The sequence below is a fragment of the Catonella massiliensis genome (genome assembly GCF_016651435.1).
GTDB lineage: Bacteria > Bacillota > Clostridia > Lachnospirales > Lachnospiraceae > Catonella > Catonella massiliensis.
On record NZ_JAEPRJ010000001.1, the window covers coordinates 981,520 to 993,657 of the forward strand.

Annotated in this window: 13 protein-coding genes; all 13 read left to right on the forward strand. The window is 40.0% G+C overall.

All coding sequences use genetic code 11. The annotated features are described in order from the left end of the window. The first annotated feature begins 65 nt into the window (after positions 1-65). The 13 genes from secD to JJN12_RS04500 all read left to right on the forward strand — a co-directional run bounded on the left by secD (position 66) and on the right by JJN12_RS04500 (position 12,135). Positions 66-2,270 (forward strand): protein translocase subunit SecD, encoded by a 2,205-nt coding sequence (secD, locus tag JJN12_RS04440; RefSeq protein WP_208428544.1) that lies wholly within the window; start codon positions 66-68, stop codon positions 2,268-2,270. 80 nt (positions 2,271-2,350) lie between these two features. Continuing rightward, entirely contained in the window at positions 2,351-2,527 is a 177-nt protein-coding gene (locus JJN12_RS04445) for a DUF6472 family protein (RefSeq protein ID WP_208428545.1), read from the forward strand. 125 nt (positions 2,528-2,652) lie between these two features. Continuing rightward, positions 2,653-3,462: a PfkB family carbohydrate kinase gene (locus tag JJN12_RS04450; RefSeq protein WP_208428546.1), complete on the forward strand. Its 810-nt coding sequence runs from the start codon at positions 2,653-2,655 to the stop codon at positions 3,460-3,462. Positions 3,463-3,474: 12 nt separating this feature from the next. Beyond that, positions 3,475-4,224 carry an NYN domain-containing protein gene (locus JJN12_RS04455; protein WP_208428547.1) on the forward strand — a complete coding sequence of 250 codons (750 nt, stop codon included), beginning with the start codon at positions 3,475-3,477 and terminating at the stop codon, positions 4,222-4,224. A gap of 82 nt (positions 4,225-4,306) precedes the next feature. Continuing rightward, positions 4,307-4,924 carry a sugar transferase gene (locus JJN12_RS04460; protein ID WP_208428548.1) on the forward strand — a complete coding sequence of 206 codons (618 nt, stop codon included), beginning with the start codon at positions 4,307-4,309 and terminating at the stop codon, positions 4,922-4,924. Further along, positions 4,917-6,314, forward strand: a complete 1,398-nt coding sequence (locus JJN12_RS04465) for an MATE family efflux transporter (protein ID WP_236013695.1) — start codon at positions 4,917-4,919, stop codon at positions 6,312-6,314. The genes JJN12_RS04460 and JJN12_RS04465 overlap by 8 nt, the downstream gene beginning before the upstream one ends. 17 nt (positions 6,315-6,331) lie before the next feature. Further along, positions 6,332-6,835 carry a hypothetical protein gene (locus JJN12_RS04470; protein WP_208428549.1) on the forward strand — a complete coding sequence of 168 codons (504 nt, stop codon included), beginning with the start codon at positions 6,332-6,334 and terminating at the stop codon, positions 6,833-6,835. A 73-nt stretch (positions 6,836-6,908) separates the two neighbouring features. After that, positions 6,909-8,432 (forward strand): aminotransferase class I/II-fold pyridoxal phosphate-dependent enzyme, encoded by a 1,524-nt coding sequence (locus tag JJN12_RS04475; protein ID WP_208428550.1) that lies wholly within the window; start codon positions 6,909-6,911, stop codon positions 8,430-8,432. Then, positions 8,383-8,973, forward strand: coding sequence for a guanylate kinase (locus JJN12_RS04480; RefSeq protein ID WP_208428551.1), 591 nt, complete (start codon positions 8,383-8,385; stop codon positions 8,971-8,973). Before JJN12_RS04475 ends, JJN12_RS04480 begins: the two co-directional genes overlap by 50 nt. A 1-nt stretch (position 8,974) precedes the next feature. After that, positions 8,975-9,415 (forward strand): YaaR family protein, encoded by a 441-nt coding sequence (locus tag JJN12_RS04485; protein ID WP_208428552.1) that lies wholly within the window; start codon positions 8,975-8,977, stop codon positions 9,413-9,415. A gap of 13 nt (positions 9,416-9,428) precedes the next feature. Beyond that, positions 9,429-10,406, forward strand: coding sequence for a DNA polymerase III subunit (locus tag JJN12_RS04490; RefSeq protein ID WP_208428553.1), 978 nt, complete (start codon positions 9,429-9,431; stop codon positions 10,404-10,406). A gap of 76 nt (positions 10,407-10,482) precedes the next feature. After that, positions 10,483-11,388, forward strand: a complete 906-nt coding sequence (locus JJN12_RS04495) for a PSP1 domain-containing protein (RefSeq protein WP_208428554.1) — start codon at positions 10,483-10,485, stop codon at positions 11,386-11,388. Positions 11,389-11,400: 12 nt separating this feature from the next. Then, entirely contained in the window at positions 11,401-12,135 is a 735-nt protein-coding gene (locus JJN12_RS04500) for a tRNA1(Val) (adenine(37)-N6)-methyltransferase (RefSeq protein ID WP_208428555.1), read from the forward strand. Positions 12,136-12,138: the final 3 nt, after the last annotated feature.

A 12,138-nucleotide genomic window follows, 5' to 3' on the forward strand; every position in this document is an offset into this window, starting at 1 on the left:
TATATTGATTTCTGGGAGAGTTTCTCCTGAAAAATAAAGAAATAAAAAAGAAAGGTGAATTTACAATGAATAGCAAGAAACGCGGCATAGTCAAGCTATTTAGCTATATCGTGGTGATAGCGCTTTTGGCGGCTGTTGCACTCGGTGCATTTGGCAATAAGGTGGGCAGTGCAAGGGGAATTAAGAGAGGACTTGACCTTGCAGGTGGAGTTAGTATTACTTATGAGACAGTAAAGTCTAAGCCTACAGCTACGGAAATGGCTGATACCATTGAAAAAATGAGACTCCGTGCAGAGATCTTTAGTACAGAGTCTGAGGTTTATCAGGAAGGCTTAAACAGAGTAGTAGTTGATATTCCGGATGTTAAAGATGCAGATGCTGTACTTAAACAGCTCGGTTCAGCCGGCTCTATCCAGTTTATTCCTGTTGAAGGTAATATTACAAGACAGACAGATGGAACTTATAAGTTAAATAAGTCCATTGAAGAGCTTGCAAAAGAGAAGAAAATATCCGTAGACGGTGCTGATGTATCTACAGCTAAGGCTCAGTCTATAAAGGGTGATGCAGGAGTAGGTGTTCAGTACATAGTTGAGCTTGAACTAAATGCCAAGGGAGCAAATAAGTTTGCCAAGGCTACACAGGACAATCTCGGCAAGCAGATAGCTATTGTATACGATGGCAATGTAATATCTGCCCCTGTTGTACAGAATGTAATTTCAGACGGTAAGGCTCAGATATCCGGTCAGGACTCTATGGAAGAAGCTGAGAGACTTGCTTCTATCATTAGAGTAGGTGCCCTTCCTCTTGAGCTTAAAGAAGTTCGTTCAAGCGTGGTAGGTGCCAAGCTTGGTGACACAGCACTTGAAACCTCACTTTTAGCCGGTCTTATTGGTTTTATCATAGTATTCCTCTTTATGATAGTCATGTATAAGATTCCGGGACTTGCTTCAAGCTTAGCCCTCATCGCCTATGTGGTAATCGAGCTTGTACTCTTACAGCTATTACAGATTACACTTACCCTTCCGGGTATTGCGGGTATCGTGCTGTCCATCGGTATGGCGGTAGATGCAAACGTTATTATATTTACCCGTATCAAGGAAGAGATTGGTCTTGGCAAGTCAGTTCGTACTGCTATCGGAAATGGTTTTAATAAGGCTCTTTCAGCCATCATTGACGGTAATGTAACTACAATTATTGCAGCCATAGTGCTTGGTATCTTTGGTACAGGTACAATCAAAGGCTTTGCATACACACTTGCTCTCGGTATTATCATTTCCATGTTTACCGCTCTTTTCATAACCAAATTCCTGCTTTATTCATTCTATGATATGGGATTTGATTCAGAGAAGAGTTATGGAACTAAGGTTGATAAGGAGAACATGCCATTCCTTAAGTTTGCTCCTAAGGCATATGTTCTTTCACTTGTAGTTATCGGTATTGGTATTGCTACTATGGCGGTAAATGCAGCCTCAGGCAAAGGAGCGTTTGACTATGCCCTTGAGTTCTCAGGCGGTACATCTACAGAAGTTGTATTTAATAATGGTAAGGTTCCGGGAAATGATGAAATCAGAAACTTTGTAAACGGGGTTATTCCTTCATCAAATGCGGACGTAACACAGATAGTTGGTGAGGATGCCGTAGTTATCAAGACCAAGTCACTTACTGAAGAGGAGAGAACAAAGCTTCGTGAGGCCTTTGTTGATAAATACAAGGTATCTAAGGATGATATCAACAACGAGAACATCTCTGGTGCAGTAAGTGGTGAGATGAAGACTTCAGCTCTTATGGCAGTTATTGCGGCTACAATCTGTATGCTTATTTACATCATTATCAGATTTAGAAACGTTGCCTTTGGTGCAAGTGCCGTATTAGCTCTTATACACGATGTTCTTGTGGTAGCTACACTTTACGCTCTTACAAGAATGAACGTAGGTAATACCTTCATTGCCTGCATGCTCACCATAGTTGGTTACTCTATCAATGCAACCATCATTATCTTCGACCGTATCAGAGAGAATCTTGCCGAGAAGAGACGTGGTGATACAGTTGCTCTGGTAGTTGACAAATCCATTACACAGACATTCTCAAGAAGTATCAATACCACAGTTACCACACTTATCATGGTTGTTGTACTCTTTATTATGGGTGTTAGCTCAGTAAGAGAGTTCTCACTTCCTATTATCGTGGGACTTATCTGCGGTGCCTATTCATCTATCTGTATTACAGGTACATTATGGTATCTCTTTGTTAAGAAGAAGCTTGAGAAATAAAACAATAATGACATAGACTTATAATCAAGTGGTGCGGCTTTCTGTCTGCACCACTTTTTAAGATAGGAGGGAAATATTCTATGGGTTATGCCTGCGAGGACTGTAATAACTACGTTTATGATGAAGATGAAGAAGCCTACATCTGTGTCCAGGATATGGACGAGGACGATTTTTATAAGGTAATGTCGAGTAAATTTAGGGACTGTCCTTACTACAGGTCAGGTGACGAGTATAAGGTGGTCAGACACCAGATGTAAGGGGATAATGTCAGGGTTTACAATTGTAAAATTGAGGCTTTTGTGTTAGACTAAATGAATAGATGACGCTTATATCTAAGCTTAGATATAGGTATTACATATAACGTACAGTCTTGGGGGATGATATGAGACAGAAAAGAGTTTTACTCGCTGAAGATATTTCTTGTTATGGAAAGTGCTCTACAACTGTAGCCCTTCCCATACTTTCAGTGGCAGGCTTTGAAGTAAACCTGCTTCCTACGGCCATATTTTCAGCGCATACAGGCATTAGCACAGATATTGCTTTTTTGGATTTTTCAGGAGGAATGAAGGGGATAATAGACTCCTGGGAGACTATGGATATAAGCTATGATGCAGTTCTAATTGGCTATTCATTTGGAAAAAGGCAGCTTGAGCTTCTTACCAAGTTTTTGGAAATGAAAAAGCCTAAGATTGTAATATTAGATCCTGCTATGGCTGAGAATGGAAAGTTATATAGCAAGCTTCCTGAGGACTATCCTGTAGCCATGAAAGAGTTAATTAAGCATTGTGATTATCTTACTCCCAATATAACCGAAGCATTTATGTTGGCGGAGAAGCCTTACCACGAAGGACCTTATGATAGAACCGATATCGTGGAGATATTACTTAGAATCTATGGGACCTACCGTAAAAAGGTCATAATTACAGGTATTGAGGCAAAGGATAATAAGCTGATGGTAATGGCTATAGATGACTGTGGTGATATCTATACATACGAGACTGACAAAGTTAGCAGGAATTATAGTGGAGCAGGTGATGTCTACGCTGCACTTTTACTTGACGGACTTCTTAAGGATAGAGGCTTTGAAACATCTGTAAAAGAGGCAATGGAGCTTACCAGCAGGGCTGTAATGCTTAGTCAGGCAGGAAACTATGAAGAGCTATATTTTGAAGGCATACTGAAAGATATATAAAGGAGACGGCTTATGGAGAACTTACAGAGAATAGTTATGCTTATTGATGCTGACAACACACAGATAGGTAAGCTTGAAGATGTAATTGGGGAAATATCAACACATGGAAGAATAGTGGTGAAGAGAGCTTATGGCAACTGGCGCAAAGACATACTTAAGAACTGGGAAAAAGAGCTTAAGAGACTTGCTATAAAGCCAGAGCAGCAGTTTGACTATGTCAATGGTAAAAACGCTACAGATATGGCTCTTGTAATAGATACGATGAATCTCTTACATAAGGGCATATATGATGGTTTTGTTATAGTTGCAAGTGACAGCGACTATACACCTCTTGCTATCAATCTCCACGAATCCGGAGTATACGTTATAGGAGTGGGTGAGAAGAAGACACCGGAGGCCTTTAGAAACAGTTGTGATGAGTTTATTTTCCTTGAGAACCTGGGAAGGACAAATGAACTTAAACTCCCTATTTCTAAAGAAGATGATGATGAGGAAGAGTACTATGAGACCGGAGAAGATGATGATATCGAGAAGATACACAATCTCTTAAAGATAGCCTGGGATAAGTATCAGGATGATGAGGGCTATGTAAATGTAAGCTCTGCAGGGCAGTTTATAAAGCGTGTACGTCCTGACTTTGATGTGCGTACCTTCGGATTTATAAAGCTTCCTAAGCTCTTAGAAGCCTTTCCTGACAGATACGAGATAACTAAATATCAGGGTAAGGGTACAGTTATGATTATCGCTTACAGATGTAAGTAGACTAGATGGGAAATATGTGAGCCAAACTTTTGCATTTCACAGATTAAGAACCGGGCAGAATATAAATATTTGGAGGAAAGGCATGTATAGGAATTTCTTTAAGAGGATGTTGGACTTTATCTTATCCCTAATGGCTATTGTTCTCCTATTTCCCATACTTGTTTTTCTAACCATCACAGGAGCCTTTCTAATGGGAGGCAATCCTTTTTTTACACAAGAGAGGCCGGGAAAAGACGGCAAGATATTTAAGTTGGTCAAATTTAGGAGTATGAACAACAAAAGGGATGAGAGAGGAGAGCTGCTTCCCGATGAGAAGAGGCTTACTTATTACGGAAAATTTCTTAGAAATACCTCTTTTGATGAACTTCCTGAACTAATCAACATACTTAAGGGTGACATGGCAATAGTAGGCCCACGCCCGCTTCTTGTTAGATATCTTACCAGGTACAGCAAGACTCAGGCAAGAAGGCACGAGGTAAGGCCCGGACTTACAGGACTTGCCCAGGTAAATGGAAGGAATGCCATAAGCTGGGAAGAAAAGTTTAGATATGATGTAGAATATGTGGACAATCTAAGCCTTATGCTTGATATTAAGATTATACTTATGACAGTACTTAAGGTTGTAAAAAGAGATGGAATAAGCAGTGAGAATTCTGCAACTATGGAAGAATTTATGGGACAGCAGGGAAAAGATGAATAATATAAGTTTGAAGAAAAAATTCATAGGCAGCCGAGGTTTTTATACTATGATACTGGCTATAGCGGTGCCTATCATGGTTCAAAACGGTATAACCAACTTTGTCAGCATGATAGACAACATAATGGTTGGGCGTGTCGGAACCAATGAAATGAGCGGAGTAGCCATAGTCAACCAGCTTATTATGGTATTTAATCTTTGTATCTTTGGAGGAGTAGCGGGAGCCGGGATATTCACAGCACAGTTTCACGGGGCAAGGAATACGGAGGGAATCAGATATACCTTCCGTTACAAGATAATAGTAGTAGCTATAATTACAGTTCTAAGCATAGCCATTTTCCTGGGCTTTGGAGAGGAACTAATAAGGCTTTATCTACACGGTGAAAGCGGTGCAGAGGAGGCCATTGCAGGAACTCTTCACAATGCAAAGGTGTATCTTGGCGTTATGCTTATAGGACTTCCTCCTTTTGCCATATCTCAAGCATACGGCGACACACTAAGGTGTTCTGAGGAGACTATAGTACCTATGAAGGCAGGAGTTGTCTCTGTCATCGTCAATCTCTCATTAAACTATGTACTTATCTATGGCAAGCTAGGAGCTCCTGCTCTTGGAGTGGCAGGTGCAGCCATTGCTACTATCATAGCAAGATATGTGGAAATGGCGTATGTGGTCGTATGGACACATACCCACAGTAAGCGCCAGCCATTTATTATTGGTGCATTTAAGAGCTTTAAGATACCGCTTTCCTTGGCGAAAGACATGTTAGCAAAGGGTATGCCTCTTATTCTTAATGAGACCCTTTGGTCGATGGGAGTAGCGGCCCTGCTTCAGAACTATTCAGTCAGGGGGCTTGCCGTGGTTGGAGCTCTTAATATATCACAGATTATATCCAACCTTTTCAATGTAGGCATAATCGCAATGGGTAATGCAATCTCCATAATATTAGGCAGGAGACTAGGTGCAGGAGAGATGGAAGAAGCAAAGGAATATTCAGTCAAGCTGATATTTTTCACCGAAATCATCTGTATAGGTACCTCGACCCTCTTATTGTTACTTGCACCTTTTTTCCCAATGATATACAATACTACTGACGAGATTAAGGAGCTTGCTACATCATTTATCAGAGTTGCAGCGGCCTGTATGCCTATATATGCATTTGAAACCTGCTGTTATTTCACGATACGTTCGGGAGGCAAGACTCTTATTACGTTTTTGTTTGACAGTGTATTTATGTGTGTAGTATCTGTGCCTGTAGCCTATGTATTGGTACATTTTACACCACTTTACATTGTTGTGGTATTCCTTTGTGTACAGCTTGTAAGCCTTATCAAATGCGTGATTGGCTTTGTTATGGTAAAAAAGGGTATTTGGTTAAATAAACTAGCTTATTAAGATGGAGGAAGAATAATATGAAACTGATAATAATACTTGTGTTTATTATAGTTGCACTGGTAAAATACGCAAATAAAAATAATGCAAACAAGAATATCGGAAATCAGAGTGGAGCTAATGTTACACCTAAGAATGATAACACTTACTATACAGCCACACAGGGAAACAGTCAAAAATCAGCCAAGGCATTTAAGGAAATCAGCACCTATCAGACAAGCCAGATGGTAAATGAGCCTGTAGTAAACAGAGATGCTACGGTTGATGTAATTAACGAGTTTACTAAGTCTTATGAGAATAAAAAGGCTCAAAATGAAGCTAAAAAGCCTAAGCCTGCAAAGGAAGCTGTCGTAAATAAACCTTCTGCTTCTTCTCCTTTTGCCGCTTCTAAGCCTGTAAGAGTCGAGAAAGAAAACAAAGATAGGAGCTATGGATGGGGTGTATTTGATGATTTTGCAGCCTCCGATGCACTTTATCTGGCGAGAAAAGACGTGGAGCTAAGGAATTTGGAAAAGGTTTCATAACTATATAGTAAACGCAGAGTATACAAGAGACCGAAAGGCTTACCCTTCGGTCTCTCGTACGTAGGAAGACAATATGAGTATATATAATGAACTTAAAAATCATAGCGGAAGTGACTTTTACCCCTTTCATATGCCGGGGCATAAGAGAAATACTAAGCTTATAAAAAGATACGGACTTTGGGATGAATGCCTTACTCCCTATGATATCGACATCACGGAAATAGATAACTTCGACAATCTTCATAACCCGGAAGGGATAATAAAGGAGGCAGAGAGGCTGGCTTCAGGGCTTTACGGAGCAAGGGAGAGTATATACTCTGTAAATGGAAGTACAGGAGCCATACTAGCTGTGCTTGGCCTTATACATAGGGGAGAAGCAGTGCTTATGGCAAGAAACTGTCATAAGTCAGTCTATCACGGAATTGAACTCTATGGACTTGTTCCCTACTACCTTGAAGGAGAGACAGACAGCCTTGGTATATATCAAAGCATAAGCCCTAAGGAAGTGGAGGAGGCCTTAAGAACATCTGCCTTTCGCCTTGAAGATTTAGACAAAGAGGGAAATGCTGAAAATCCGAATAATTCAGGGATTAAGCTTGTTGTAATTACTTCTCCAACCTATGAAGGAGTTGTATCTGACATAGCGGATATAGCAGATATCTGCCACAGATATGGTGCTTTTCTCCTTGTGGATGAGGCTCACGGAGCTCACTTTGGATTTGATGACTACTTTCCTGCATCTGCCGTAAGCCTTGGGGCAGACTTTGTAGTCCAAAGCTTTCATAAAACCCTGCCGTCCTATACTCAGACTGCTATACTTCACATTTGTACTGAAAAAGAGAAGATTATAGATAAAATACGAAGACAGTTTAACCTGCTTGAAACCTCAAGTCCTTCCTACATTTTTCTTGCAGGCATGGAAAACTCACTAAATCTTATCAAAGACTATGGGAAAGAATTATTTGAAGCCTATAAGCAAAGACTAATTAGTTTTAGAAAAAATGCAGCCTCGCTTAAGAATATAAGGATTTATTCACCGGTAAATGCCTTTAACTATGACTTTGGTAAGATAGTTATAACTGCGGGGGATAATATTGGCTCTAAACTTTACCGATATCTATACGATGAACATCATCTTGTTATGGAAATGAAGTCGAAGGACTATGTGATTGCCATGACGAGTATTTTCGATACTGATGACGGGTTTTATAGATTATTAAAGGCACTTACGGAGCTTGACAGGGATGAAACATTCTTTACACTTGATAATAAAGCAAATTTTGATTATACTTTAATGGACAGAAGATGGAAAACTTTGCCTGAAAGAAAATATATTCCTTACGAGGCTGTGAAAAAAGCTGACACCTGTGGTAAGTACAAGGTATCACTTGATACGTCACAAGGCTTTATTTCAGCAGATTATGTATATTTCTATCCGCCGGGGATTCCTCTTTTGGTGCCTGGTGAGGTGATTGGAGAGGATGTTATTCATCATATAAAGGCTGCAAGGCTTGCCGGTATAGAGGTGTATGGAGGAATAGACGGAAATGGGATATTTGTATGTGCTGATGGGCAAGAGTGCGACAGGCAAGGATAGCATATATCGAAAGCTCTTGAAAGACGTGAGGCTTGGTTTAAGAAAGTTTGTTATCTACACCACAAGGCCTATGCGCATAAGAGAAGTAAACGGATTAGAGTACAACTTTGTGACTGAGGCCGAACTTAAAGTGCTTAGAAAAGAAGGAAAGGTTATAGAAGAGCGCTGCTTTAACACTATAGACGGCCCTTGGTACTACTTTACGGTGAATGACGGCAGTATGGACCTCTCACAGGCTGACTACATATGCATCAATACTCTTGCAGGTTATAATCAGATAAAAAGCTATTTTGGAGAGGATAAAGTAAGACCTGTTTACATAGAGGTTTCTGACGTTGAACTTATAAAAAGAGCCATAAGGCGTGAAGAAAAGCAGAAACAGCCCAATGTAGCCGAGATTTGTAGAAGATTCCTATCCGATAATGCTGACTTTAGTGAGGAGAATCTCATAAGCTCCGGTATTGATAAAAAATACAGATTTCAAAATAATAATTTGAATATCTGCACTAAGGAAATAACTGCTTTTATAAAGGAAAACTGATATGGATATAAAGATTAATCCCCTTACCCTGCCTAAGGCTCCCGAGGTGGAAAAAACAGTCAAACAGGATGACGGACAATTTAAGTTCACTCTTATAAAGAATATAGAAGATAATTCTTTGGCAGAGAGATTAAATGCTGTAATGAGCTCTATCACCATGGAGGGTAAAAAGCTAAAAAAACACATGGATATAAGGGACATGAAGCATTATAGAGGGCTTATCAAAGAATTCTTAAATGAAGTCCTCTCAAGAAGCCATGAATTTTCAAGGGAGAATTACCTTGACAGACGTGGAAGACACAGAGTATATGGTATAATAAGGGTAATAGACAAAGAGCTTGATGAACTTGCGGAGGAACTTGTAAAAGATGAAAAGGATGCAATAAGCATACTTGGAAAGATTGACGAAATTCAGGGACTTTTGCTTGACATCTTTACCTAGATGGGAGGCGGATATGAATACAAATATTTTGGGAAGGGAAAGCCTTGTAGAATACTTGAATACGGCGGCTTCTAAGGAAGAATTTTCACATGCCTATATCTTTGAAGGTGAAAAAGGTATGGGAAAGCTCTTTATAGCAAAGGAGTTTGCCAAGCTGATTCTATGTGCCGGGAAGGAAACTGAGGAGGAGAGGCAGATTGTCCGCAAACAGGTAGAAAATGGCAACAGCCCTGACATTATCTACATAGAGCCCGACAAACCTACAGTCATAAGTGTAGAAGAGATACGTACCAAGCTTGTGGGAACAAGCGATATCTTCCCTTATGGCAAATACAAGGTATACATAGTTAAAGAGGCTGAGAAGATGAATGAGCAGGCTCAAAATGCTCTGCTTAAGACTATAGAGGAGCCGCCTGAATATGTTATAATTATTCTGCTCTCAGCCAATAAAGAGAGACTTTTACCTACAATCAGGTCCAGATGTGTGACCCTTGATGTGAAGCCTATTGATACAGCAAAGATAAAACAGTATCTAATAGATAATTACAGTATAGTTGACTATGTAGCTGAGACCGCAGCTAAGTTCTCTGCGGGCAATGTAGGCAGGGCGGTAAGATATGCAAGCAGCGAAGACTTCCTTGAGATGAAAGGCGTAGTTGTAAGGATACTAAGGAATCTTGACAAGGACAGCATAGCTGATGAGATAGCTGGAATAATGCACCTTGAAGGCTATAAGAAGGAAATAAAAGATTGTATAGACCTTATGATACTTTGGTTTAGGGACTTGCTTGTACTAAAGGCTACAGGAGATGCGAACAGGGTGTTGTTTAGAGAAGAATATAAGTACTTAAATGAACAGATAGCAAAGCGTGAATATAACTCGATAGAAAGAGCCATAGAAAGCATGGAGAAGACCAAAAAGCGCTTAGATGCAAATGTAAGGTTTGATACCGCTCTTGAGATTATGTTTATGTATATGAAGGATAAATAGCGGTGCGTCATTTTGTAAGGCTTTCAGTTGCAAAGCCTTACAGGACGTTTAATAAATTTGGATAGAATGGAGAGATATGGTTACAGTAATAGGAGTTAGATTTAAAAGGGCAGGAAAGATATACTTTTTTGACCCTGAAAATCTTGATATAAAGGCAGGAATGCATGTAATTGTTGAGACTGCAAGAGGCATAGAATACGGACTTGTTGCTCTTGGAAGAAAAGAGATAGAGGAGGACAAAATAGTTCAGCCTCTTAAGGAAGTAATCAGAATAGCTACGCCTGAAGATGAAGAGATAGACAGAAAAAACAAGGATAAAGAGAAGGAAGCCTTTGATATCTGCCTTGAAAAGATAAAAAAACATGAGCTTGCAATGAAGCTAATAGCCTGCGAATATACCTTTGATAATAACAAAGTTATGTTTTATTTTACTGCTGATGGAAGAATAGACTTCAGAGAGCTGGTAAAGGACCTGGCATATGTATTTAAGACCAGGATAGAGCTTAGACAGATTGGTGTAAGAGATGAAGCCAAGATGAAGGGTGGAATAGGTATATGTGGCAGACCTCTTTGCTGCAGTACCTTCCTATCTGAGTTCATACCTGTATCTATAAAGATGGCAAAGGACCAGAACTTCTCACTCAATCCAAGCAAAATATCAGGAGTCTGTGGAAGGCTTATGTGCTGTCTTAAAAATGAAGAAGCAGCCTATGAATATCTTAACTCCACTCTTCCTGATGTAGGAGACATTGTGACTACTGCGGAAGGAATTAAGGGTGAGGTTAGCTCCGTAAGTGCGCTTAAGCAGCTTGTGAAGCTTATAGTTGAAAATGAAAACGGAGACAAGGAAATAAGAGAATATAAGGCTAGCGAGCTTACATTTAAGCCTAAAAAGAGAAAACGTGACAAAGAAGTCGAATCCTCTGAGATAAAGGCTCTTGAAGCACTGGAAAGGGCTGAAAGTAAGACACGTTTGGACTAAGAAGGATGAATAATGGAATTTGAACTTAAGGACAGAGAAAGACTGGATGACCTTGAGATAAGCGGACTTCATATTATACAATCGCCTGATAAGTTCTGCTTTGGTATGGATGCAGTACTTTTATCAGGCTTTGCTTATGCCAAAAAGGGAAGTAGGGTTATAGATCTGGGTACAGGTACAGCCATCCTCCCTCTTCTTCTGTGGGCAAAGACAGAGGGAGAGCACTTTACAGGCCTTGAGATACAGGCAGAAAGTGCAGATATGGCAAGGCGGAGCGTAAAAGGTAATGAGATTAGCAATATAGACATAGTGGAAGGCGATATCAAGGCTGTAGAGGACTTATTTAAGAGGAATAGCTTTGATGTGGTTACCTCAAACCCGCCCTACGTGATAAGTGAGCACGGAATAGCCAACCCTGATGCGCCTAAGCAGATTGCAAGACACGAGATTCTATGCAACTTAGAAGATGTGGTTAAGGCTGCTTCCTATTTGCTTAAGGCTAACGGAAGATTTTTCATGGTGCATAGGCCTTTTAGACTGCCTGAAATATTTGAAAATCTTAGAAAGTACAGGCTTGAACCAAAGAGGATGAGGCTTGTACATCCGCAGATTGACAAAGAGCCCAATATGGTACTTATAGAGGCTGTAAAATACGGCAATCCAAGACTTACAATAGAGAAGCCACTTATTGTATATGATGAAAATAAGAAATATACCGAAGAAATGATGAGGGATTACAGGTACTAGAAA